Origin of the sequence: Rhabdobacter roseus (assembly GCF_014202275.1) — a bacterium.
GTDB classification, from domain to species: Bacteria; Bacteroidota; Bacteroidia; order Cytophagales; family Spirosomataceae; genus Rhabdobacter; species Rhabdobacter roseus.
This window is the reverse complement of sequence record NZ_JACHGF010000006.1, coordinates 162,206-187,205: the sequence shown is the minus strand read 5'-3', so window position 1 is coordinate 187,205 and position 25,000 is coordinate 162,206. Positions and strand designations below refer to the sequence as shown.

Below are 25,000 nucleotides of genomic sequence, written 5' to 3'. Positions count from 1 at the left end.
ATCAGGAGAGAGTGTTCGATTGCCCGGATTCGCCGGTTTTATGGATAATGGTCCGTACCGAATCGGAAAGATCAAACCAGGTAGCTTCCATGGCGTCCAGAAATAACTTGCCGTTTTCGGTCAGGACGTAGTACTTGCGGGGCGGCCCCGACGACGACTCCACCCACTTGTAATCGAGTAGTCCGGCGTTTTTGAGGCGGGTCAGCAGCGGATAGAGGGTACCTTCCACTACCATGATGCGCGCCGAGGTGAGCTCGTCCAGCATGTCAGAGGCGTACACTTCTCCGCGCGATATGATGTGCAGAATACAGAACTCCAGGATCCCCTTTCGCATCTGCACTTGGGCGTTTTCGATATTCATATCATTTTAAAAGGGTTTTTAAAAACACTAAAATTTTTCATGGCTAATAGATCCTTTGCCGGGTCGCTTCTACCCGACTCTACAAAGGTATGCAAAGGTACTTTGCTATGCAAGGTACCATGTTAAAGTATTTTCGGATCAGGGATGAATGGTTAGAATAGCGGGTTGAACGGACGATACTTTTGATTAAGTAAATAAAGGAAAGACTAGAAAGCCCGCCGACAACGTTAAAAGGGCCAGTAAAGTACCTTCAAACTATTTTAAGCGCGTGCATTCAAAGTACCCTTCTTTGTCCATTATCGTCGCCATGAGCGAAAACCACGTCATCGGGCGTAACGGCCAACTACCCTGGTCCTTACCCGACGAATGGGGATACTTTCGGGAAGTGACGGCGGGCAAGCCCTTTTTGATGGGCCGCAAGAGCTACCAGGCCGCCGACGCGCTCCACTCCACCTACCGCAACGTGGTCCTTAGCACCCAGCCCGACTTGCCCCTGCACGAGCGCAGCGAGCGCGCCGGTACGTTACCGGAAGCGCTGGCCTTGCTGGCGGCGGAAGAAGAGGTATTTGTGCTGGGCGGCGTGGCGGTATTCCGGGAGGTACTTCCGCTGGCGCAAAAGCTGTACCTTTCGGTGGTGCACGCTGAACTGGACGGCGATGCCTTTTTTCCGGTACTTGACTGGGCCGACTGGAAGCTCACCGCTTCCCGCCACCACGGCCCCGACCAGCGCCACGCCTACGGCTTCACCATGAACCAATACCAACGAATACCCAACCCGCCCATTAGCTGATCGCCAAGTTTGTTCGTACTTTTGGTCTGTTTTCGGCTTCTACCGTTTTCTATGTGCACACCTATACGTCATTTTATACTCCTCGTGGCGCTGCTCTGGCTGGCAGCGGGGGTACTTCCGTCGGGGGTACTTTATGCCCAAAAAATCTACGGCAACGAATGGATTCAGCCCCAGCAAACTTACCTGCGCATTCCGGTAACCCAAACGGGCTGGTACCGCCTCACGCCCGAGGAGCTCCGGCAAGCGGGCCTGGCACCGGACGCCGTTCCGGCGCGCTCGTTGCAGCTCTTTAGAAGAGGAAAGGAAGTAGCCCTGCACGTAGCGGGTGAGGCCGACGGCCGCCTCGACGCGCAAGATTTCATTGAATTTTACGGCGAACGCAACGACGGCGCGCCCGACTCCCTGCTGTACGTAACGCCCCGCGCCCTGCCGCACCCACACTATAGCCTTTTCTCCGACACCGCCGCCTACTTCCTCACCTGGCGACTCGACGGTCAGCCCGGCCTACGGGTACCGCAAGTACCCCCTCTTGCCGCCAGCCCGACGGCTTCGTATCACCGCGAGGAGGTACTTCAGCTCTTCACACAAGAATACCCCGCGGGCAACATCTACCCCCTGGGGGCGGGCTACGACAACGGCTACATCCAAACGCCCTACGATGTGGGCGAGGGCTGGACCGGTCGTACCCGCACGTCGGGCCAGTGGGAGACCCTCCGCCTGGCGACCCAGCGCGCCCGGCGCGATTCGTTCCAGCTTGCAACCGTGCAGGTACTGTTGGCCGGGCGCAGTGCCGGTACCCACCGGGTGGAGGTCTGGACGGGGGAAGCCACCGCGCCAAAACGAAAGCTGGGCGAAATCAGCTGGGAAAACTACGGTACGGTACTTTTTATGGCCACGCTCCAGCCCGACGATCTGGCTACGGACGGCGCGGTAGTGGTGTCGCTGGTGCCGCGCGCAGCCCCTGACGCCGTGTCGGTATCTTACGTCCACTGGAAGTACCCACAAGAGGTATTTTTACCCGAAAGTACCCCTCAGAAGTTTTTCTACGTTCAGCCCGGTACTACGATCCAGGTACCTGCCACCACCGGCTGGACCTACTATGACGTCACCAACCCCCACGTACCCCGGCGCCTGGCCCCAGGTACCTCCACTGCCCCGGAGGTACAAAAAGTGCTGGCCGTACGCGAGCCGCTGCGGGCGGGTACTTTGCGCCGGATGGCCTTTGGGGTACTCGATCCTTCGGCCATCAACTACCTCATCGTGAGCCACCCGGCCTTGCGCCAACCTACCCACGGCCTCACCGACCCCGTGGCCGAGTACGCCCGCTACCGCGCCTCGGCGGCGGGGGGTAGTTACGTGCCGCTGGTACTCAACAGCCAGGACGTCTACGACCGCTTCAACTACGGCGAGCCCGGTCCGCTGGGGATTCGGCGGCTGCTCGACTGGCTCCATACGCGCGGCCAGCTCCGGCACGCCTTCCTGATCGGGCGCGCCCTTGATCCCCAAACGGCCCGTCCCCGCGCCACCCGCTGGTTCGAGGACATGGTACCTACCGCGGGCTGGCCCGGCTCGGACGTGGCCCTGGCCATGGGCCTGGACCCCGCCGCGCCCCACGTGCCGCTGGTACCCGTGGGGCGTATCAACGCGCTGTCGGCGGCCGACGTGGCCAACTACCTCGAAAAAGTAAAGCAGCACGAGGCCCAGCCCGCCGCCGCGCCCTGGCGCAAAAAGGTACTTCACCTCAGCGGCGGCCAAAACGCCAGTGAGGTAGGTACTTTCAAAACCTACGTGCGGGATTATGAACAAAAATGGCAGGGCACCGGCGTGGCCGCCGCCATCCGGACCATCTCGAAGCAAACCGACGCCCCTGTGGAGCAATTCCCCATAGCCCCGCTCGTCAACGAAGGGGTGGCGCTCATGACGCTCTTTGGCCACTCCAGCCTCAACGTTACCGACATCGACATTGGCAATGCCACCGACGACGCCCGCGGCTACCGCAACGAGCACCGCTACCCGGCCGTGGTGGTAAACGGCTGCGCGCTGGGCAATTTTTACTATACGCCCAACGTCATCAGTTCTAACTGGGTCCTGGCCCCTAAGCGCGGCGCGATACTTTTTCTGTCGCACACGCACAACGGGCTTTCAACTTCCATGCAGCGCTACTCCAACGCCCTCTACGAGGTACTGGCCGACGCCGCTTACACCAGCGAGTCGTTTGGGACCATCCAGAAAGAGGCCATCCGGCGGTACATGCGGCTGTATCCGTTGCTGTCGGACATCGTGACGGCGCAGCAGATGAGCCTCCAGGGCGACCCGGCCATCCGGATCTTCCCGGCCCGCCAGCCCGACTACGCCTGGCAAAGTACCTCCGCTACCTTCACCGACGCCCAGGGCGGTCCGCTCACGGCCTGGAGCGACTCGCTGCGCGTCCGGATCGTGGCCGCCAACCACGGCCGCTACCAGCCAGGTACCTACCAGCTGCAGATCCGCCGGTTTAAAGACGACGCCCTCACGGCCAGCTACCTGCTCACGCGCCCTACCTTCCCCCTGGCCGATACGCTCAGCGTGCTGCTGCCCAATACCTCGCACTCGGGCGGCGATGAGCGCTGGGAATGGGTACTTGACCCGGAAAATCGACTTTCGGAAGAAAACAAAAACAACAACCGCCTCACGCAGGTACTTAGCCTGCCCGAGGGCGGAGCCGTGCCGCTCCTGCCCGCCGCGGGCGACACCCTTACCCAGCGAAACGTCACGCTCGTGGCCCAGGTACCCGCCGGGCGCGCCGGGCTGCGGGTGGTTTTTGAGCAAAGTACCTTTGCTGACTTCCGCACCCTCAGCCGCGACACCGTCACGGCCGATGGCCTCGTGGCCCGGCTGTCGGTGCAGCTGGCGGAGGCTAGTCCTCAGGTAGTGTACTGGCGCGTGCGGCTGGTGGGTGATACGGCCCGGCAGAGCCGGTGGTTTAGGTACGCGCCCGCTACGCCCCCTGCGTCTCCGCGCCTGCCCGAAGGCATCGCGTACGCGTCGGAGCTCTTTGCCCAGGTACCCGCCGGGGCCGATTTTCGGCCCGTTTTTTCTTTCCAAAACCTCACGCAGGTACCTTTCCGGGATTCGCTGGTGGTGGTGGTGCGCGACGAGGCCCAGGAAGGTACTTTCACCGAAACCCGCTTCCGCATTCCGCCGCTGGTGGCTGGGGCTACCTACACCTACCAACCTACCCTCCCGACCCAGCGCCGCCTGGGCAACAACCGCCTCTCCGTCAGCTTCAACGCCACGCGGCTACCCGAGCTACAGTACGAAAACAATACGGCCGAACTATACTTTGAGGTACTTCCCAACCGCACCCCACCTACCCTGGACGTACTCGTGGACGGCCGCCGCCTCACCGACGGCGAAGTAGTAGCGCCCCGCCCGGCCATCGAAGTACTTCTGTCCGACCACAACGCCTACGTAGCGCCCAGCGACACGACGCACTACCGGCTGTGGCTGCGCGAAGACTGCTCTAACTGCCCGGAGCGTCGGCTTTGGCTGTCTGAGGCGCAGTGGGCGCAAGTACCCGGCCAGGGTTTTACCCTCACCGCCCGTCCGCCTGAAGCCCTGAAGCCCGCCCGCTACCGCCTGCGCGTTGAAGGGACCGACGGCAGCGGCAACGTCGCTGCCCCCTACCAGATCCGCTTCCGGGTCACGGACGCACCACCGCTCGTAACCGTGGTGGCCTCGCCCAACCCGGCCCGCGACTGGGTGCGCTTCCAGCTCGATCTCGAAGGCTCTGAGCCACCGCCGCACTGGCAGGTCACGCTTTTCGACGCCAGCGGCAAGCAGCTCGCCGTCCTGAAAAAAAACGCCCACCTGGGCCGCAACGAGCTCTTTTGGGACATGGCCCACCTACCCGCCGGGCTTTACATATACCGGCTGGAGGTCCTCGGCGGCCCCTGGCAGGAAGTACGCAGCGGACGGCTCATCAAGCAGTAAGTGGATTTTAAATAAACGCAAGTCCCTTGAACCCCCTCCTCGCCCGCTCTGCTCCGCTCGTGTGGCTCTGGCTCGTCCAGAGTGCACTGGTGCTGGCGCTGGCCGGTATCAACCCCAACCACTTCACCACCATCGACTCGGGCTACTACCTGGCCGCCGCCCAAAACCTGCTCGACGGCCGTGGCTACGTAGTACTTGAAGAGGGAAGGCTGGTCTGGAACGGTACCTTTCCGCTGGGGTACCCGGCGGCCATTGCGCTGGTTTCTTTGCTTACCACGCTGCCCGTGCTCTGGGCTTCCAAGGTACTTAACCTGTTGGCCTCGGGGTACTTTCTGTATTTTTTGGGCAACACGCTAGGTACCCGCCGGGCGCTCGTCACGGGTAGTGTGCTGCTGCTGGGCCCCTTCCTGAAGCTCTGGGCACACACCTGGTCCGAGCCGCTTTTTCTAGTGGTACTTTTCGTATGGGTCAGGTACTTTTTTGCCGAAAACCGCCGCTGGCCGGGTACTTTCCTGCTGGGCCTGGCGCTGATGCTGGTGCGGTACGTGGGGGTATTTATCGTGCCGCTGGCGGTGGGTGCGGCGTTGTACTGGAACTGGAAAGAGCAGTTTCATCGCGCGGGGCGCGCGGCTGCGTTGTCGCTGGGCTGGGCGCTGAGCTTCGGCGCGTATCTGGGGCTCAACTACCTCCAAAGTGGGTTCTGGTACGGCGGCGACCGCTTCACCGAGCCCAACCCGGCTGGACAGGTACTTATCCTGCTTGGGCAAGGTCTGCTCAACGAGCTTTTCCTCTTCCGGGATACCGATTTCCAGCAACTCGACGTACTCTTCCTACTGGGGGTACTTATACAGGTACTTTTAGGTACCTGGCTTTACCTAAAAAGGAAAGACCTACCGCGGCTCCAGCGCCCCCGCTCCGCCCCTACTACCTACGCCTGGCTCACGGCGGCGGGGTACCTGCTGTTTCTCTTGGTACTCCGGCTGCTGAGCCCCTTTGATGCGCCGGGCTACCGCCTGCTCTCGCCCTTTACATTCCTTATACTTTGGGGGGTACTTTATCAGCTTACCGAAAGTACCTCCCGCCTGCGTTCCCTACGCTGGCTAGGCTTACTAATCATCCTGGCCTCCTGGCTGCACCTGCTGCCCCAAACCGACCTGGCCGCGAAGCTATCTGGGCTGTGGGGAGCGTAAGGAGAAGCACTTCGACTAATAAACGTCGCTTATAGGAGAGACAATACTAGTTAAACCTCCTCAAGCAGCGCTTTTCTCGAATCTTCGGATGCTTTCTAACTCTTTCAGCTTATTTACTTTTTCTTCTTCTAAATCATAATCGTCTTGTAAGCCAAGCCAAAATTTAGGCGAGTTCCCAAAGTAGTAACTTAGCCTCAGCGCCGTATCGGCCGTTATCCTTCTATTTCCTTTCAAGATTTCGGAGATTCTGGTTTGGGGAATATGGATGTCTTTAGCTAGCCGATAAGCGGTTATTTGTAGCGGAATTAGGAATTCTTCCTGCAACACTTCCCCCGGATGAATATTAGGTAATTTTTCCATAAGCTTTCAATGATAATCTACAATTTCTACTTCTGAAGCCTGTCCGTTGTTCCACCGAAAGTTGTAATCATAGTCTTGTTTTACGGTAGTAACGTCAAAAGCTAAGTAAAATCGCCTGATTTTTATTCTAAAACTTCATTTTTTCAGTCTGCCGGGCTATTGCCCTTGATTTCCTGGTGCTTTGGGTGGTAATCGATCAACATTACCAAAAGTACCTCCCGCCCCGTCAGGGCTTTTTTTGTTATATTTGCGGCGGTCCTATTATTTACTATACTGCTTCATAGTATGTACTTCCCCCGGCCTTGGCTGACTGTCTAAGTGATAGGCAGTCTTCCGTTATCTTCTAAATTCCCCTTAAATTATATTTAAGGCCACCAGCCTATGCCTTCTGACGGCTCCCTCCTTTGGGTCGAGCGCCGCCATGTCATGGCTATTTCTCTCAGATAATACTGCCTGTTCACTTCCTGTGATTTGCTCGTAGTGTTAATCCGAAAGAAGTAGGCAATGAAACGACATAAAGTACCTGTACGGTTTACAGGTCAACATTTTACTATAGATCCCCTTTTAATCCGCGACGCCATCCGCCTGGCCGATATTAAAAAAGAAGAGTTGGTTTTAGATATTGGGGCCGGGCTGGGTTTCTTAACCGTCCATTTACTTAAGCATTCCGAAAACGTAATCGCGGTAGAAAACGACCCGTATTTAGTAGCAAAATTGCGGTCGAAATTTCGGGATCAGTCCCAGCATCTTACCATCGTGGGGGCCGATTTTAGAACGTATACGATCCCCCCAAAAAGCTTCAAGGTAGTGGCCAATATCCCCTACGGCATTACGACTGATATTCTGAAGAAACTTCTCTTCACCCACCTGGAAACGTTTGCGGGTGGGTGTTTGGTGATGCAGCTGGAGCCCGCCCAAAAACTGACGCGTGGTAACCGCTTCAATCCGTATACCGCTTTTTACCACACCTTTTTTGAGTTGGAACTGATCTACGAAGTACCCCCGATCAGCTTCCTTCCGCCTCCGACGGTGAAGTCGGCCTTGGTACGCCTAAAAAAGAAGGCTTGTGCGGATGTCAGTATAGATGCCAAGCAAAAGTACCTTGACTTCCTTGGCTTTATGCTGCAATCTCCCACGGCACCGGCAAGAACAGTTTTGAAAAAACTATTTCAGAAACGACAAATCAGAGCTCTCTCCCAACAGTACCGACTAAACCCAGATGGCCCGATCTATGACTTGTCGCCCTCACAGCTGTCGGGCTGTTTCCGCGAAATGCTCAGGGTAGTACCGCCGCCGTTTCATCCCAAAGAGAAGCTTTGACTTTTTCGCTGGTCCGTGAATAGGCTTGTCATGCTCTTGGTAGTTTCCTATCTTTCGATCATTAGTTCGTTCACCAGCTATCTCTTCATTTGTGGCCCCGTTCGCTAGTACATTATTGATCAGTTAGTTTTTACTCAAAAACAATATTAAAATGACTTTTCAGAATTTCTTTACAATGCTCTTCTCCTTCGATTAAGTACTCCACTTTTTGTTCTCCCATCTTGTGGATGAACTTGTCATTGAACACCGTCATTCTGCCATCAGGAGTAACCCTGGTACAAATCTTGTTCTTGACAAAGTGGGAAGTAGGATTGGTTTGTTTCTCCTGGCACATGAGGGCAAAGTCGGAGGGGCGGCGGGGCGTTATACTGAAGGTATACTTTCGTTCAAAGGTCGTTTTGTCCGAGGACATGAGCAGTAAATACTCCTCCTGGGCGTATTTCTCCACCTTAAAATAATTTCGACCATCCGTCTGAATTATAGCCTCATGCATGGCGATGGGTTGCAGAAACAGATCACCAAAACCTACATCCACCAGCCAGAGCTGATCTAGCTCGACGAGCAAAAACAAATGATCAAAAGGCGGCCCTAACTCCCCTTCAGTATTAAAAACACGGGCGGCTACGATGCTGCTCGTAAAGCCCAGCTCCCCTAGTAACTGATGGAACAACAAATTCAGTTCGTAACAAAACCCACCCCGCTGCTTCTCCACTACCTTATGGTAAACCATCGGGGCATCCATGGAGACTCCTTCGCCATACCAGATCGCTACGTTCTCAAAGGGCACGTTGCACAAATGATGCTCATGAAGGCTTCTAAGTACTTCCAGGCTCACCTCCAAAGTACCTCCGTACCCGATGCGGTCTAAATAAGCTTGTATGATCATGGGCTAATGCTTAATATAAAAAAATGGTAGTGAGAACACCAACATGAGAATAAAGGAATCGAACTAAATCTACCTGTTGACTAGGTCCCGAATCAATGATCCGGGATGAGCTAGTCTTATTCCCCTTCATTGATCAATCATTACCTTCCGGCTCCAAAAACTCGATGTGCTCGTACAGCGCTGATAGGGGAAAGGAATAGTCGAGTCGGCTGAGCTCCACGACTTGCTCAGGCTGGTCGTATACGTGGTAGGTCCAGGCGTTGGGCTCGTCGGTACGGCCGTACAGTTCTACTTTGGTTTCGTACTGCGACACCAGCAGGTAGTATTGAAGGGAGGGCAGCTGCTGGTATCGCTCCCACTTGAAGACGCGGTCGTGGTAGTCGCTATTTTTGGAAATCACATCCACCAGTACGCTGGGGTACCTTACCACGTAGCGCTCGCGCTGGTCCAGACCGTGGCAGGTCACCATCACGTCCGGGTAGGGGTAGTACTCGTTCCGGCTCACCTCCAGCTTCACGTTTTCGGCAAATACCCGGCACCCTCGCCCACGGAATTCATCCTCAAATAGCCGCCGCATGTTACCAATCAGCTCATTATGATTGAGGGTACCTCCGGCCATGGCGAAGACCTCGCCCCGGTAGTACTCGTGCCGGATCTCGTTCTGCGCTTCCCAGTCGAAGTAGGCTTCGGTGGTCAGTCGTGTTTTCTCAAGAGCATCTCCCATGCTTTTTGTTTTTACTAAGTGTGAAGTACCACAAAGCTACGCTGATTGCTCATGCAGCGGCCAAAAGTGGTGAATCGTAGACCGGTTCACCTTTTTTTCGGCATGCCAAAGCGCATAGTCGCTCTGTAGTTTCATCCAGAAACTAGGCGGTGAACCAAAGGCTTCCGATAGGCGAATGGCCATTTCGGAACTAATACCTTGGTGTTCATTCAAAATCCCAGATAGCGTTTTAGGGGTAGTCCCTAAGCCTTCTGCAATTTGGCGAATGGTCAATTCTTGCCCGGTTTCCTCCTTGATTCCCTCAATCAGATCCCGAATCATGGATCCTGGATGAGGTGGTCGCATTCCTCTTTTCATAATTATTCTAGCTAATAGGCAAGTACCTTCCCAATCTTTACTCTCTCCGGTGCGTCTCCCATGCTTTTTGTTTTTTTATTAAAACTACAAAATGCTTCGGAAATACGAAAAAACTCAGTCCCAGCATTCCATGATGAGCAGGTCGCCGGTGTGAGCCGTGATCCGGACGAAGCCATCGGCGGCGACTTCGTTACTGCTGCCGGTTCGGTAGCCCAGGGTGAGGGTTTCGTGGTGCAGGTTGTACTTGAGGCCGCTCGTGACGATGCCCTGCACAGTACCCACCGGAATGAGCGACAGCGGCGTACCGGCGGCGTACCACTTCTCGAAAGTACCCCGGAGCGGGAAAATCTTGGAGTGGTCGTCGAGCATGACGAGCCGGATCTGGTCTTTGTAGCGCACCAGGTCGGTGAGGTTGGTGATGGCGTGGTCGGCGCGGCGGCCGGTGGCCCACACGATGTTGGCGGCCGGAAAGCCGCGCTCGATCAGAAACTCGATGGCTTTGTTGAGGTCGGTTTTGTCCTGGTCGGGCGTATGGATGATTTCCAGCGGGTGCTGCTGTGCTAGCACGGCCTCAAAATCGTGGCCGTGGTCGAAGTCGCCCAGCCAGGCGTCGATCTTGATGCCGAGCGGAAGTACCCGGTGGATGGCGTGGTCGAGGACGAGCACGTAGGGACTCCACTCCAGGAGCTGGCCCAGCAGCTCCTCGCTGCAGGCTTCGCCGTTGGCGATGATGAGCGCGGGCTCCTGTTTTTCGCGGACGATGTGGTGTGATGACATAGGTACTTACAATTCCGTTTTGGCGCGGTTCCAGTATTCGTCCATCTCGGCCAGGGTCATGTTTTGCAGCGTTTTGCCGTCAGCGCGGGCGTGCTCTTCGAGGTACTGAAAACGCCGCAAAAATTTCTTATTGGTCCGTTCCAGGGCCGTTTCGGGATTGATGTCCACGAAGCGCGCGTAGTTAACCAGCGAAAATAGTAGGTCGCCGAACTCGCCTTCGGCTTCTTTGGCGTCCAGTACCTCGCCGGTTTCGGCGTCGAAATGCGCCTTGAACTCCGTCATTTCTTCCTCCACTTTTTGCCACACCTGCTGCTTTTCGTCCCAATCGAAGCCCGCTCCGCGCGCTTTTTCCTGCATCCGCATGGCCTTCACCAGCGCCGGCAGCGACTGCGGAACACCCGAAAGCACCGAGCGGTTGCCCTCTTTGAGCTTGAGCTGCTCCCAGTTTTGCTTCACCTGCTCTTCGGTGTCGGCCACGACGGGGCGGCCGTCCGCGTCGCCGTAGATGTGCGGGTGGCGCGCAATGAGTTTCTCGCTGATACCGTGCAGCACGTCGGCGATGTCAAAGCGGGTTTCGTCCGCGGCTTCGGAGCCTATTTTGGCGTAAAATACCAGGTGCAGCAGCAGGTCGCCCAGCTCTTTTCTGACCTCGGTGCGGTCGTTTTCCAGAATGGCGTCGGAGAGCTCGTAGGTTTCTTCGATGGTGAGGTGGCGCAGGCTTTCCCAGGTTTGCTTGCGGTCCCAGGGGCACTGTGCCCGCAGCTCGTCCATGATGGTGAGGAGCCGGTCGAAGGCCATCAGCTGGGCCTGGCGGCGCTCGGGAAGTTCGTTGAATTGCTTTTCCATGTTACAAAGGTAGTTGCTGGCACGCATAGTTGGGCGGCCTTCCTCTCAACTACCCTCCAACCTGTTCTTTACGTGGCTTTTATATACTAGATGCACGTGCACGTACGTTGAGTTTTTTATAAGGTACTTACCCATCTTTCCCTAAACCTACGGACTCATCATGAAAAAACTGTCCACCGTACTATGGCTAATCCTGATTGTGGCCTGTCGGCCCAGCTCAGACGCCCCCGTCGATCCGATCAACAGCGCCCAGGAACAAGCCGAGGCCTTTGCCGCCGCCCAGGTACCCATCAACGCCCCCGAGCTAACGCCCATTCCTTTCAAATCGGTTGACCTTACGCTGGAGGTACCTTCGCAGCCGGGTACCGCACTCAACTACCGCTTTCAGTACGACAACCAGCAGAAGCTACAAACCATCAGCGCCCAAACGGCCCCCATTTTTCAACTAGAAACGATGGGCACCACGACCGTGCGCCAGACGCTGGACCAGCTCACGGGCGAGTACACACTCAATGCCGAAGGCTTAGGTACCCAGGTCAATGGGGTACTTCCCGGTGGGGTACCTTTCGTGCGCAACTACCTGTACCGCAACGGCTACCTGGTGAGCTCCTACGGCTCGGGCTCCCAGCTCACGACGCGCCATTTTTCGCCCGAAGGCGACCTACTGGCCTGGAAGGGCGAGGCGCACAACGGCCAGTTCGTCAACGCTATCTATACGTATACCACCTTCCCCAACACCATCCGGCAGGAAGTATTCCGCTGGGAAGCGGCCCATTTTGCCTTTCGGGGTGACTTCCTGGGCAGATACAGCACGCACCTGGTCGAGCAGGCACAGTTTCGGGTAGCCGGGCAAGCCACTCATACGCTCAACTTTAGCTACACGTTTGATGAGCAGGGACGCGTCGAAACCATGTCGATTGCCCGTACCGAAGGGAGCGCTCAGCTCCCGAACGCCCTGTACCGCTTTTCGTATTGAGCTTGGTAAAAGTACCCCTTTCAAAGAGGTACTTGGTTGATCGAAAAAATGTCCGAGCGTCCGTTTGGCTGACCAAACGGACGTTTCTTTTGCTTAAAGTACCCCTGATCAGGTACCTAGAGCTCAGCCCCTGGCGAGGTACCTTGCGCCTGCTGCCAAAGTACCTCGTACTCGGCCAGCAGCGCCCAGTTGTGGGCGGGGCACTCCCAGTACATGTGAAACACCGGCCAGATGGCCAGGCGATACAGCAGTGGGTGCTCGTAGGCCGTCAGCAGTCCGGCAATGAAAAAGTAGAAACCGCTAAAATCTTTATCCGTATAGTGCTCCACGGCCAGGCGCGGCGGGCGTTGACCGAGGCGCAGCAGGGAGGTACTTAGCAGCACGCGGTCCATGGGGTGGGTACTTTGGTGTAATACTTCCTCCGTATCAGCAATTAGTTTTTCCTGAATACCAAGTAATTCCGGCGGCCGGTGCGCGGCCAGCAGCCGCGCCACGTGGTAGATGATCAACGGCGTGCGCGGGTACTGGTGCGCGCACCGAAACGGCTCGGTACGGTAGCGGTCGGTCTCGATCACCGAGCGGATGTAGGCCAGGCTGTCGGTGTCGTGCTGGTTGAGGGGTAGTTGGTACTCGTAGATACAGTACAGGATGTTGCTGAGCACACAGGCGTCAAACTCTACGTACATATTTTTGCCAAACCAGGTGGAGTAGGCCCGCAGCGTGCGGTACTCGGGGTAGGTGTTCCGGATCCAGAGCTTGGTGCCGTTGGCGTGCAGGGCCAGCTTTTCTTTGAGCCAAAGTACCTCCGGGCGGCTGGGCTGGCTAGTGAGGTACACAAAGGCAGTGTCGTCAACGTCGTCGGGGATGCGGAAGTGCTCGAAGTGCCGGAACAGGTACCCATTCGGAAAGTGGCGCGAGGGCTTCGTGCGCCAGAAGTTATAGGTTTTGAGGCCGTCTTTGTTTTGAAAATCGGGGTAGTTGGCCGTTATTTTTTCAATGATCTCATCAATAAGTGCCTGGCTTTCGGTACTGAGCCTGGGCCGCAGGGATTGTAACGTAAAGGCCATGATACCCGAAAAAAACAGGGTTGTATCGGGCCGGTGGTAGCCCACGAGGCGGTTGGTCCGGTAGGCCGGAAACAGCCCCGCCGGAAAGTACCGCTGCCCGCGCGACTGCAACCCGGCGATGTTCTGAATGAGGGTAGTTAGCAGATTACTCACTATCAGGTATTTATAAAATTGGCACAGTAGTTGATAGTACAGAGGGGTACCTTAATCCTGAAATGCCCCATGAAACGACTACTACTCCTACTTGGCTTGATAGCCCTGGTCGCCGAAAAATCCGCGGCCCAGCAATCCTTTATTTTGTCCATGGTAGATAAAAAAGGCTTTATCAACGCCACGGCCGGTTACAGCCTGCCCGCGGGCTCGCCCTTTGGCAAAAATAGCGAAAAACTCCTGGGGCCGGGGCAATCGGTGCAGGTTTCGGTAGGGTACCGTCCGGGCAGGCAATGGGGCATGACGGCCTCGTACACCTACGTCACCAATTTATTCCGGAAAGAATCCCTGCTGGGTACCTCGGAAGCAGGCCTCGGCGGCCGCAATCCCTGGGAACTGGTAACAACCAACTGTACCGTACAAACCCTTCTGGCGGGCCCCATGGTGACGCTTCCGGCGGGCCGGGTACTTTTTGATTTGCAACTTTCGGGTGGTTATGCCTTCGCCTCCAATCCCGGCAGCGAGCTCTACACGGAGTTTGCCCGCCTGCCGCTATCCATGATCACGCCCTCGCGCCGTGCTAGTGCGCTGGCCGCCGGAGCGGGCGTGACGATGCGCTACAAGCTCACCCGCTGGCTGGCCGCCAATGCGTCGGTACAGTACCTGACGGCCAACTTCAAGTACGACCAGGACCTGGTGAATGAAATTCAGATCGGCGCGGAACGTACCACCCAGTCGGTGAACGCACACCAGCCGGTTGGCTTTGTCAACCTGGGCGCGGGGCTAAGCTTTTTATTTTAGGGGTACTTGGGGTCAGAAGCCTAGTGCGACCGCCCTGCGGTCGAGCTGTTTAAGGCAAAGAATTTCTATAAACCTGTGACCCCTCCGGGGTCTTTCTATCACTTGCCGGGCCGATGGAGACAGGCATCATCCCTGATTTTTTACCATTGAATTCACAAAGCATTACCCCTCTCTCTGGCTATGTAGCAACGGGATTGATAGGCATGAAGCAATCAAATGCATCCAAACTTTATAAAAACTACTACTACTCAGACCCAGGCTTTTGAATATACACCCATCCCCTACAAATTATACTTCACTTTAACCCGTTTTACCACAGCCCCCAGGCTTAGCCCCTGCACCAGAATGGAGAAGATGACAATGCAGTAGGTGATGGTCAGGATGATGTCTTTGTTCATGGCGGCGGGCAGCGATAGCGCCAACGCAATGGAGATACCCCCCCGCAAGCCGCCCCAGGTCATGATCAGGGGGGTTTGGGGCATGAAGTTGGCCGACTTTCGTAAAAACAGGATCGGTACCGAAACCGAGATCCAACGGGCCAGCAGGTTGATGACAATGCCCAATAAACCCAGCAGCCAGTAGTCTTCCAAAAAGGTAATGATGACGATCTCCAGGCCGATGAGCACAAACAGCATGGCGTTCAGGAACTCATCCACCAGCTCCCAAAACTTATCGACGTACTCCACCGTGGCGTCCGACATGGCCTCGGTACGGCCCCGGTTGCCAATGAACAGCCCCGCCACTACTACCGCCAGCGGGCCCGAGAAATGCAGGGCCGAAGCCAGCGCGTAGCCCCCCATTACGAGCGCCAGCGACAGCAGTACCTCCGTTTGGTAGTGATCGATGGAGCGCATGAGGCGGTACGTCAGGTACCCCAGCACGAGGCCCAGCACAATACCCCCGCCTACTTCTTCCAGAAACAAAAGACCAATTTCGCCGGGCGTGACCTCAGAAGGCCCCAGCGTGGCGATTTGCAGGATCGTGAGGAACACCACGACGCCCACGCCGTCGTTGAAGAGCGACTCCCCCGTGATAACGATCTCCAGGTTTTTGGGTACTTTGGCTTTCTTCAAAATACCTAGCACGGCAATGGGGTCGGTGGGGGAAATGAGCGCGCCCAGCAGCAGGCAGTGGATGAAAGGTACCTGGTATTCCAGCGCCCCAAACAGGTAGTAAAAGAAAATACCGACCAGGAACGTAGACAAAAGTACCCCGATGGTGGCAAAGCTCAGGATGGTCCATTTTTGCTCACGCATCAAATCAATGTCGGTGTGCAGCGCGCCCGCAAAGAGCAGGAAACTCAACAGTACTTCCAGCAGTACCTGCGGAAAATCAATGCTGGATACCAGCCCTTTCACGCCTTCCAGTACCGCCGGGTTGTAGTGCCCTACGATCAGGATCACGATCGAAAATAGCAGGGCAATGAGCATGAGCCCAATGGTGGTGGGTAGCTTGACAAAACGGTAATTGATGTAGGCAAAGAGGGCGCAGACGGTGGTGAGAATAGCAACAATGGTAAACAAATCCATGGATAATACCTGTTAGGTTGGGAGCGTTTGTTATTCAATTCAACAAATCAAATATATCCATTTATCTTTGACGCCCCATTCCGTTCCGCTTTTTTACCATGGAAAAAAGACCCTCCGCCTTTCATACACCCGATTTCCTTAGACAAACCAGGGATTTCCTGGTGCATATTTTTAACCTGGAAGAAGGCAGGGCGCGGGAGGAAGACACCATCGAGGAAATCAAGAAAGGCGTTGTGTTTCGGGGTACGAATCTCTGGATTTTGATCTGCGCCATCTTCATTGCGTCCATTGGGCTCAACGTCAATTCCACGGCCGTCATCATTGGGGCCATGCTTATTTCTCCGCTGATGGGGCCCATCATCGGCATTGGGCTGGGCATTGGGATCTTCGACGTAGCGCTCATTCGCAAGGCCGTCAAAAACCTGGCGATAGCGGGTATTATCAGCGTCATGACCTCCACGATCTACTTCCTGATCACTCCCCTCAGCGACGCACAAACGGAAATCCTGGCCCGAACCACCCCCACGCTCTGGGATGTCCTCATTGCTCTGTTTGGCGGTTTTGCGGGGATCATCGCGGGCTCCCGGCTGGAAAAAAGCAACGCCATTCCGGGCGTAGCCATCGCCACGGCGCTCATGCCGCCGCTGTGTACGGCGGGCTACGGACTGGCCACGGCGCAGTGGAATTTCTTCTTTGGCGCGATCTACCTCTTTTTCATCAACTGCGTTTTTATTACCGTGGCTACGATCCTCATTGTGAGGTACCTGAAGTTTACGCCCGTCCATTACGTAGACGACCGCACCGAGCACCGCGTTCGGGTATCCGTCGGTTTTTTGGTAATAGCTACCATGCTACCCAGTATTTTTATTGCGTACAACGTGGTCCAAAAAAGTCTTTTTGAACGCAAGGCCCGCACTTTCATCGACCAGGAGATGAACTACTCCTCGACGCAGATTATCAACCAGCAGCTGTTGTTCCGGCCCGACACCTCCCGCATCATAGTGACCTGCATCGGGCAAACGATCGACAGCGCGCGGATTCGAACCCTGGCCAGCCGCCTGCCTACCTACGGCCTTCCCAGGACTCAGCTCATCATTCGGCAAGACTATAATGAATTAAACGCCAACAAGCTCCAGGAGCTGAACCAGCAGCTCCGAACGGGCATTTTGGAAGATTTGTACACCAAAAACGAAGAGATTATTCAGGATAAAGATGCGCGCATTGAACGCCTGGAAAAAGAGCTCGCCCGCTACCGCTCGCTCAACACGCAGTCCAGCGACATTGGTCGGGAAATGAAGGTGGAGCACCCCACCGTTACGGAGTTTTCGCTCTCGTTCTCGCCCGTGTACGACCTCACCACCATGAAGCCCGACACCGTGTCGCTGGCCTACGTGCGGTTTAGCCGCCAGCCCAGCCGGGCGGAAGTGCGGCGGCTGGAAGCATGGCTGAAAGTACGAACCAAAACCGAGAAGCTACGGCTGGTGATGCAGTAGTTGGCTACTTATTCTAAAACCGGGACGCTGTGTATTTAGCAAGCCTTCTATAAAAATAAAACCCCGCCACGCGGCGAGGTCTATTTCTACTGCTTAGGTTTCTAGTTGTTGCAATGAATGATCTTGAATTTCTTGAAAATAACTTTCTACTACATAAGTACCTGCTTTTCTGAGGCAATGGTAAGTACCTCCGGGTCGGTGAGGCGGGTAGCGAGGGCCAGCGTTTTGGGTACTTCGTAGTGAAAGAAGTACTTCATGGTATGTACCTTGCTTTCGTAAAAAGCCAGCTCGTCGCCCTCGGGTGGCCGGGTACTAAGTACCTGCTGGGCCACCTCGCCCTGCTTGAGCCATTGCCAGGCCACCACCACCAGCCCAAACAACTCCATGTACAGGGTAGCGTCCATCAGGAAGCGCTCCGTGTCGCCCCGCTGGGCGTAGGGTAGCAGGGCTCCGGTCACGGTCCTGAGCCGCTCTATTTCTGCCTCCAGTTTATCGGCATAGGGTACCAAGGCTTCGTGGGTACGGGCCTGCTGGGCCGTTTGGGTCATTTCGGCCAACAGCAGTTGTAGCGCCTTTCCGCCGCCCATAGGTACCTTGCGCCCCAGCAGATCCTGCGCCTGAATGCCCGTAGTACCTTCGTAGATGGGCGTGATCCGGATGTCGCGGTACATTTGCTCCAGCGGGAAGTCCTCCGTGTAGCCGTAGCCTCCCAGTACCTGCAGCCCCTCACTCACCGACCGCACGCCCTGCTCGGTGGGAAAAGTCTTGGCCACGGGCGTCAGCAACTCCAGCAGCAGCCGGTAGTTTTCTTTCGCTTCGCCCTCGGCCACGTGGGCCAGGTCGGCCAGGCGGGCGCTTTCCAGCAGCAGCGACAGCGAACCCTCCACAACGGCTTTCTGGAACAGCAACATGCGGCGCACGTCGGGGTGGTTGATGATGGGCGTTTGCGGCGCATCCAGCTGATTTTTTTCGTTCAATCGGCGGCTCTGCGGGCGCTCTTTGGCGTAGGCCAGCGATGCGTAGTAGGCCGCCGAGGCAATGCCTGCGCCCGTGATCCCGACCGCGATGCGAGCCTCGTTCATCATCTGAAACATGTAGCTGAGGCCGCGATGAGGCTCACCCACCAGCCAGCCGTGGCAGTCGCCCCGCTCGCCCAGAACCAGGTGCATGGCCGGGGTGCCTCGCTGGCCCAATTTATGGTAAATGCCGGTAGACGTAACGTCGTTGTCGGTCAGCTCACCGGAGGGCTCCAGCCGGTACTTGGGTACCACAAAAAGCGAGATGCCTCTGGTACCTTTGGGCGCGCCCGCGATTCGGGCCAGCAGCAGGTGCACCACGTTGTCGACGGCGTCGTGGTCGCCCGCCGAAATGAATACCTTCTGGCCCATGATGCGGTAGGTACCGTCGGGCTGTGGCTCGGCGGTGCTGGTGATATCGGAGAGCGAACTACCCGCCTGCGGCTCGGTGAGGGCCATTGTGCCCTGCCACTGCCCCGCCAGGAGCTTGGCTACGTAGGTACTTTGCAGATCGGGCGTACCGAAGGCATTGATGAGGTTGGCGGCACCGGAGGTAAGCCCCGTGTACAACATGCTGTTGTTGGCCGCCGTGAGGATGTACCCCAGGCAGGCGTTTACGAGCTCGGGAAGTTGCTGGCCGCCGTGCTCGAAGGAAAAGTTGGCCCCGATCAGGCCGGCCTCGCCCAGGGCGCGCAGCATGTCGCGTACCTTAGGGTGCACGCTCACCCGGCCCTGCCGAAGCTCGGGCGCGTGGCGGTCTACCTCACGGTAGTAGGGGTACATGAGGGTATCAGCGATGTGCGTTACCGAGTCCAGGCTCATGGCGAAGGTTTCGCGGTCGTGCGCTTCAAAGTGGGGGTACCTGGTGAGCGCCGTGGCGTCGAAGACTTCATACAAGAGGAAGTCAATGGTACGTCGGCTGAAATAGCTGGCCATGAGGATCGTTTTGCGCGCTGGGTTTAGTCAAACAAGTATGCTCGCATACTATTCACCAAAAGTACGTTCTCTTCTTGAATTTTTACTACCAGTAGCGTAAAATTTTCTATTTGGCGGGGCGGGGGTACCTTTCAAAGTACCCTTTCGGGGAAGCTTCGCCCGGTTCGGACTGGGAAGGCAGTTCGCGTTGCAAACGCGAACCAACATCATTAAGGGCGGCGCTCGTGCTATAAACGTTTGATACCTCCGGTATCAGCAGGCGGAAAGTACTTTTTTGGGCAAGAACCCGTCGTCTGGGCATGGCCAGCGGTTTTTTAAAAACCATTTCTAAAGTCAATGCTGCTCTACCCAGAATTCAGAAGCTTTCCCATTCCCGTCCAATTTAATGACTAGAAAGTTCGGGTCCATAACAGATTGACCAACTGGATACAGCATTAGTGTATCGAGCTTAGAATTTAAGCGGTGAAACTCATCAAGTTCTTCAAATTTTTTATCTCTGATTTTACCTTTTAAGTTAACTAAGGTATTGATATCAAGTGAGTCAGGGATCACTATATCTTTAGGAAGCCTTGGCCCGATTCCATCTGTATAAGGTTTGCCCAATAAAGCTAAAATTGAATCTTTTTCAAGTCCAGGTTTTAAATAATTCTCAAGTAAATCATCTATCATGTATGCCCGAGGATTATACGTTTCAAGAGTATTGTGTTTCAGCCATTTATCCCTATTAAAGCTTTTGTCAGGAGAACAGGACAGAAGAACAATAATAAATAGCACGGATAAACAGGAGAATTTTAAAAATGAGTTTAATCTTACCATTCTGTTATTTTATATTATTCGTAATGAGCAAAGTACCTTTTTAGGCAAGTACCCGTCGTCTGGGTACAGCTAGCGGTTCGCGTTGCAAACGCGAACGAGCACAAATTCGCGTTGCAAACGCGAACTAGCCCCATATCCCTAAAAACAAAAAAAGTACCCCAACCTACTCAGGGTACTTTTCACTAAATAGCTTTGCCCCTTTACCGCCGGGACGAGACGTAGCGGCTGCCTTTGGCGTACTTGAAATCATTTCCGGAGCGGAAGCTCACGTCACTAAAACTACCCTCGCGCCGGAACTCCGCGTACTTGAAGTCGGCAAAGCCGCGGAAGGTCGTCTGGTTAAAACTCACGCCGTCGGTGAAGTGGGCGTACTTGAAGTCGGCGTAGTCAGCGATGCGGTTGTCGGAGAAGTCGGCCAGGTCGCGGAAGTGCGCGTACTTGAAATTGGCCGTGTTGGTGTATTCGGCATTGGCAAAGGCGGCGCTGGCTTTGAAGTCGGCGTACTTGAAGTTGGCCGACTTATGAAAGGTACTTTTCGCAAACGACACCCGTTCGGCGAAATGGGAGTACTTAAACTCCGTCAGGCCTTCAAAGGTACAGTTCTCAAACACCACGGCCTCGGCGAAATCGGCGGTGTAAAGTACCTGGGTGCTGCCGTTGCTCAGGATGCTGCCCAGCAAGCTCCGCTCCTTGCCATCCTCGTCAAGTACCTTGTAAGCGATCACATTGCCCCGAAACGTACAGTTTCGGAACGTCAGGGGTACTTCCACGGTACTTTTGTATTCCTCGTTGCCGCCGCGGTTTTTCTTCACTTTCTTGTTCGAAAGCTCAGTCAGATCCAAGGTACCCCGGATGGTGGCGTTGCTGAGGCTGACGGCTTGCTTGCGGTTGATTTTCTGGACAATGTCCTCCGCCGAAACAGTAGATTGAGCCGAAGCGCCGGTGGCATTGAGCAGCAGTGCCACCAAGACGAGCAGAATAGCATAAAGAGCATTTTTCATGGCTGTACGATTTATAGTTTCATGCTTTTTTTAGGTAGATGGCATTTCCTACCCGCAGGTTGCACAGCTTCGTAACTTTTTTTATTTCAAGCGGTACCGCAGGCCCGCATTCACCCGCAGCGCGTTGATTTTTATTTCTTCCGCCACGGTGGTCAGGGGGTACTTGTTGTACTCGTTCAGCCCGAGGTAGTACCGCGCCCCTACCTGCACCGCCACGCGCGCGCCTAGAGGGTACTCCGCGCCCAGCCCGGCCACGCCGCTCAGGCTAATGAACCTGACGTCGCCCCGGTAAAGGGTACCTTCTTCGTAGATGGAGTCAGGGCTTGGCGAGCCCGCATAGGGTACATTTTCAAGGGTGTAGTCCGCATCTACAAAAAAACGGGTATTCAGGCCCAGCTCTCCAAAAACGGCCACGCGCTGGCCCATCTTGTAACGGAGCAGCAAAGGTACCCCCAGGTACTTCAGGACGTACTCTTCCTTGATTTGACGGCTGAATGCGTTCGTTTGGGGCTGTGAGCTCATCGAAATCGTATAGCGGTCCACAAAGCCGACGGTTTCGTAGTTGGCCTCGGCTACTACCGACAGGTGCTGGCTCAGGCCTACCTCCAGGTTCAGCCCGAAGGTACCCCGGTTGAGGCTACTGGCTTGTTTATCCAAACCCGCATACGGCGCGGTTTTGTTGGCACGGGAAAAAAGCATCCCGTAATCCGCCCCCACCCGGACCGACTGCCCCTGCGCCAGCCAGGGTAACGTACTTAGCAAAACCGAAAGGAGAATTGTTTTCATAGCCCAAAGGAAAAGAAGGTGAAGTACTTGTTGCTTCCCCAAGACCAGTCCTCACCCGAAAAGGTTGGTAGCGTGGTAGCTTTTTTTTGTAAAAAGCCTCAATTCCATTGCGGCAATTCCATTGTGGCAATCCCCCCCCGCCCCATGCCCACGGCCCTCTGCCATTACTCGCTTCGCAGGCTTTTCACGGGGTTCATGAGCGCGGCTTTGGCCGTTTGCACGCCCACTATCAGCACAATCACCAGGCCGAAGGCCAGCGCTACCAAGCCCAGCGTCAGCCAGCTCAGTTCCACGCGGTAGGCATAATGGCCCAGCCAGCGGTTCATACTCACCACCACCAGCGGGAAAGCAACCACCAACGCTAGGATCATCAGCGCCAGGAACTCCTTCAGGAAAAGTAGCACGATGCTCACCCCCGATGCACCCAGGACTTTCCGAATACCCAGCTCGCGGGTACGGCGCGCCACGCTCAGCGACACCATGCCCAAAATCCCCAGAAGTACCATCACCAGCGCCAGCACGGTAGCGACCCGCGACGCTTTCTGCAGCCGTATTTCCGACTGGTACATGGTTTGAAGGGTGTCGTCCAGGAAATGGAACGTAAAGGGGGCGTCGGGCAGGAGCTGGTTCCACCGCTTCTCCAGCACGGCTACCGCCTTGCTGACCGAGGCCGGCTGGAGGCGTAGCGACAAAAAGCGGTAGGTGTTGGTATCGCGCACGTGCATGAACATCAGTGGCTTGATGGCCTCGTGCAGGGAGGTGAAGTGAAAATCCTGAAGTACCCCCGCGACGGTCAACTCCTGGCTGCCCGGCTGTAGGTACACCTTCTGTCCCAGCGCGGCCTCCGCGCTGGCGTAGCCCAGGGCTTTGGTGGCGGCGTCGTTGAGTACGACCTGTCCCGGCCGGAAGGTACCTTCCGCCGCGTGAAAGAACGTCCCGGCCCGCAGCGGGATCTGGTAGGTTTCGGCAAAGCGCTCGTCGGTTTGCAGCACCGGTACATAGATGGCCTGCGTCGAATCCCGGCCCGACGGGTACACGCCCAGGCTGAAGCCGTTTTTGCCGTTGGGGATTTCGTAGGAAAAACTCGCTTGCCCTACCTCCGGCAGCTGCCGCATCTCTTCCCGGATGGTTTCCATCGAAAGTACCCCCTCCGGCGACCAGTCGCGCGGGAGGGCCACGGTCAGTACCGATTCTTTATTATAGCCCAGGTCTTTGGTAAAAAAGTAGCTAACCTGCTGCGAGACAATCACGGCGGCCCCAAAGACAAACAACGCCACGGTAAACTGGGCGCCCACCAGCAGGCGGCGAAACAGGATATTTTCCCGAACGGTAACCAAAGTACCTTTCATGGAAGCCACCGACGGCAGCGACGCCAGCACCAGTGCCGGATAGCTCCCCGCCAGCACACCCAGCAGCAGCGCCAGCAGCCCGGATACGAGGTAGAACGTGGGGGGTACCTCAACCAGCGAAGGGATGGGCCTACCCAGCACCTCACCAAAGTACCCCGCGCCAAGCTGGTACAGCAGCCACGACAACAACATACTCCCCCACGCCATCAGCACCGACTCCACCAGAAACTGCCGCGCTACCTGCCGCTTGCGGCTCCCAAGTACCTTGCGCACCCCGATTTCCTTGAGGCGGGTGGACGAATGCCCGATGGAAAGATTAATGAAGTTGACTACCGCCATGAGCAGAATGAAACCCGCCACCGCCGTCAGCGTCAGGAGGGTCTTTTGCACCAGGCCGTTGTTGGCTTGGCGGTAGTAGGCTTTCAGAGGGTTGAGATACACCTCCAGGTTCTCCTGGATGGCAGCGGGCGCGTGGGTTTTTAGCAACTGGGCCATGGGCCCGGCCAGGTCGGCGGGCGTAACGCCCTCCTGCAGCTCCAGGTAGTTGACGATGTACACGTTGGCCCAGTTAGAAAAGTCGCCGCGGCCAAAGAAGGCCAGGCTGCTTTCGGGTACCAGCAGCGGGCTGATCGTCGGGTCGAGGAGATTCAGTACCGAGTTTTGGGGTACTTTATCGAGCACCGCCGTAATCATGAATTCCTGTTTTTGGCCCGAAAACGAATCCAGCGTGAGCGATTCGCCCACGACGTCCGTTTTGCCAAAGTACTTCACGGCCAGCTCGGCGGGGATCACCAGGGAGTTAGGCTGGCTCAGGGCCGTGGCGGCGTCGCCCGCCAGCAGCGGAAAGCCGTACATGCTCAGCAGCGTGGAGTCGCCCAACTGGATATCTTCCCGAAAGTGCTTCGTCCCCTTAGAAACCGTAGCCGAGATCCCGTCGAAGCGGTAGTAGTTGGCCACCAGGCGGGGGTAGTTTTCTTTCAGCGCCCGGCCCAGCGGGGCCAGGGTGGTGATGTCCATGCCCATGGCGGCCTGCTTCCAGGTACTTTGGAGCAGGTACTGGTGGTCGGCGCGGCGGAGCTGGGTATTGACCCGCAGTTCGCCCCACACAAAGCTCCCGATCAACAGCAAGAAAGCCATCCCGACGGATAGTCCCAGCACCGACAGGGCCGTATAAAATTTGCGCTTAACGAGCTGCCGCCAAGCCATCTTGAAGTCGTTGGTAAGCATAGAATAAATCCGTAAAGTACCTCTTTTTGATTTATTCCAAAACTACCAAAACCAAACTATCCCACCCAGCAGCCGGGCGCTATTTAACTCTTTTTAACTACTTTATGGTAGGGGGGAAAGGGCAGAGGGCGTGGGGCAGAGGGTAGTTAAAAGTGTAAAGTACCCCATCCCAAGCTCCCTTTCGCCGCCGGAGAAAGGGCGGGGGGATAGAGGCAATTCCATTGAGGCTTTGTTAAACTACCCTATGCCCTCTGCCCCACGCCCTACGCG

At 56.1% G+C, this 25,000-nt stretch carries 21 protein-coding genes; 7 read left to right on the top strand and 14 right to left on the bottom strand.

Going from position 1 to position 25,000, the window contains the following annotated elements; genetic code table 11:
* Position 1: 1 nt before the first annotated feature.
* Positions 2–361 (bottom strand): PadR family transcriptional regulator, encoded by a 360-nt coding sequence (locus tag HNQ92_RS18700; RefSeq protein ID WP_184176050.1) that lies wholly within the window; start codon positions 359–361, stop codon positions 2–4.
* A gap of 289 nt (positions 362–650) precedes the next feature.
* Between HNQ92_RS18700 and HNQ92_RS18695 the strand changes: the two genes are divergently transcribed.
* From HNQ92_RS18695 to HNQ92_RS18685, 3 genes are read left to right on the top strand one after another with little or no spacing between them, the layout of a single operon-like run.
* A complete protein-coding gene (locus tag HNQ92_RS18695) occupies positions 651–1,151 on the top strand; it encodes a dihydrofolate reductase (protein ID WP_246440432.1) in 501 nt (166 codons plus the stop codon).
* 51 nt (positions 1,152–1,202) lie between these two features.
* A complete protein-coding gene (porU2, locus tag HNQ92_RS18690) occupies positions 1,203–5,123 on the top strand; it encodes a putative type IX secretion system sortase PorU2 (RefSeq protein ID WP_184176046.1) in 3,921 nt (1,306 codons plus the stop codon).
* A 26-nt stretch (positions 5,124–5,149) separates the two neighbouring features.
* Complete coding sequence (locus HNQ92_RS18685) at positions 5,150–6,313, top strand: hypothetical protein (RefSeq protein WP_184176044.1); 1,164 nt, start codon at positions 5,150–5,152, stop codon at positions 6,311–6,313.
* A gap of 60 nt (positions 6,314–6,373) precedes the next feature.
* On the opposite strand, the gene HNQ92_RS18680 is transcribed toward HNQ92_RS18685, so the two are convergent.
* Complete coding sequence (locus HNQ92_RS18680; protein WP_184176042.1) at positions 6,374–6,673, bottom strand: HigA family addiction module antitoxin; 300 nt, start codon at positions 6,671–6,673, stop codon at positions 6,374–6,376.
* Positions 6,674–7,177: 504 nt separating this feature from the next.
* Between HNQ92_RS18680 and erm the strand changes: the two genes are divergently transcribed.
* Positions 7,178–7,993: a 23S ribosomal RNA methyltransferase Erm gene (erm, locus tag HNQ92_RS18675; protein ID WP_184176040.1), complete on the top strand. Its 816-nt coding sequence runs from the start codon at positions 7,178–7,180 to the stop codon at positions 7,991–7,993.
* Between the two features lie 130 nt (positions 7,994–8,123).
* Here the strand turns inward: erm and HNQ92_RS18670 are convergent, their stop codons facing one another.
* The 5 genes from HNQ92_RS18670 to mazG all read right to left on the bottom strand — a co-directional run bounded on the left by HNQ92_RS18670 (position 8,124) and on the right by mazG (position 11,583).
* A complete protein-coding gene (locus HNQ92_RS18670; protein WP_184176038.1) occupies positions 8,124–8,879 on the bottom strand; it encodes an arylamine N-acetyltransferase family protein in 756 nt (251 codons plus the stop codon).
* Positions 8,880–9,012: 133 nt separating this feature from the next.
* On the bottom strand, positions 9,013–9,603 hold the full coding sequence (locus tag HNQ92_RS18665) for a Uma2 family endonuclease (RefSeq protein ID WP_184176035.1): 591 nt from the start codon (positions 9,601–9,603) through the stop codon (positions 9,013–9,015).
* 36 nt (positions 9,604–9,639) lie between these two features.
* Positions 9,640–9,948, bottom strand: coding sequence for a HigA family addiction module antitoxin (locus tag HNQ92_RS18660; protein ID WP_343063021.1), 309 nt, complete (start codon positions 9,946–9,948; stop codon positions 9,640–9,642).
* A 126-nt stretch (positions 9,949–10,074) separates the two neighbouring features.
* Positions 10,075–10,737, bottom strand: coding sequence for a thiamine diphosphokinase (locus tag HNQ92_RS18655; RefSeq protein WP_184176031.1), 663 nt, complete (start codon positions 10,735–10,737; stop codon positions 10,075–10,077).
* Positions 10,738–10,743: 6 nt separating this feature from the next.
* On the bottom strand, positions 10,744–11,583 hold the full coding sequence (mazG, locus tag HNQ92_RS18650) for a nucleoside triphosphate pyrophosphohydrolase (RefSeq protein WP_184176029.1): 840 nt from the start codon (positions 11,581–11,583) through the stop codon (positions 10,744–10,746).
* Positions 11,584–11,743: 160 nt separating this feature from the next.
* On the opposite strand from mazG, the gene HNQ92_RS18645 reads away from it, so the two are divergent.
* A complete protein-coding gene (locus tag HNQ92_RS18645; RefSeq protein ID WP_184176027.1) occupies positions 11,744–12,559 on the top strand; it encodes a DUF4595 domain-containing protein in 816 nt (271 codons plus the stop codon).
* A gap of 116 nt (positions 12,560–12,675) precedes the next feature.
* Here the strand turns inward: HNQ92_RS18645 and HNQ92_RS18640 are convergent, their stop codons facing one another.
* On the bottom strand, positions 12,676–13,779 hold the full coding sequence (locus HNQ92_RS18640; RefSeq protein WP_425504301.1) for a hypothetical protein: 1,104 nt from the start codon (positions 13,777–13,779) through the stop codon (positions 12,676–12,678).
* A gap of 69 nt (positions 13,780–13,848) precedes the next feature.
* Between HNQ92_RS18640 and HNQ92_RS18635 the strand changes: the two genes are divergently transcribed.
* Positions 13,849–14,577, top strand: coding sequence for a hypothetical protein (locus HNQ92_RS18635; protein ID WP_184176025.1), 729 nt, complete (start codon positions 13,849–13,851; stop codon positions 14,575–14,577).
* A gap of 281 nt (positions 14,578–14,858) precedes the next feature.
* Here the strand turns inward: HNQ92_RS18635 and HNQ92_RS18630 are convergent, their stop codons facing one another.
* A complete protein-coding gene (locus HNQ92_RS18630; RefSeq protein ID WP_184176023.1) occupies positions 14,859–16,106 on the bottom strand; it encodes a cation:proton antiporter in 1,248 nt (415 codons plus the stop codon).
* Between the two features lie 98 nt (positions 16,107–16,204).
* On the opposite strand from HNQ92_RS18630, the gene HNQ92_RS18625 reads away from it, so the two are divergent.
* A complete protein-coding gene (locus HNQ92_RS18625) occupies positions 16,205–17,599 on the top strand; it encodes a TIGR00341 family protein (RefSeq protein WP_184176021.1) in 1,395 nt (464 codons plus the stop codon).
* A gap of 149 nt (positions 17,600–17,748) precedes the next feature.
* Here the strand turns inward: HNQ92_RS18625 and HNQ92_RS18620 are convergent, their stop codons facing one another.
* The 5 genes from HNQ92_RS18620 to HNQ92_RS18600 form a co-directional block, all read right to left on the bottom strand.
* Complete coding sequence (locus tag HNQ92_RS18620) at positions 17,749–19,551, bottom strand: acyl-CoA dehydrogenase (protein ID WP_184176019.1); 1,803 nt, start codon at positions 19,549–19,551, stop codon at positions 17,749–17,751.
* 333 nt (positions 19,552–19,884) lie between these two features.
* Positions 19,885–20,220: a hypothetical protein gene (locus HNQ92_RS18615; RefSeq protein ID WP_184176017.1), complete on the bottom strand. Its 336-nt coding sequence runs from the start codon at positions 20,218–20,220 to the stop codon at positions 19,885–19,887.
* Between the two features lie 347 nt (positions 20,221–20,567).
* Positions 20,568–21,368 (bottom strand): pentapeptide repeat-containing protein, encoded by an 801-nt coding sequence (locus HNQ92_RS18610; protein ID WP_184176015.1) that lies wholly within the window; start codon positions 21,366–21,368, stop codon positions 20,568–20,570.
* 81 nt (positions 21,369–21,449) lie between these two features.
* A complete protein-coding gene (locus tag HNQ92_RS18605) occupies positions 21,450–22,154 on the bottom strand; it encodes an outer membrane beta-barrel protein (RefSeq protein ID WP_184176014.1) in 705 nt (234 codons plus the stop codon).
* 164 nt (positions 22,155–22,318) lie between these two features.
* On the bottom strand, positions 22,319–24,730 hold the full coding sequence (locus tag HNQ92_RS18600; RefSeq protein WP_184176013.1) for an ABC transporter permease: 2,412 nt from the start codon (positions 24,728–24,730) through the stop codon (positions 22,319–22,321).
* Between the last annotated feature and the right edge of the window lie 270 nt (positions 24,731–25,000).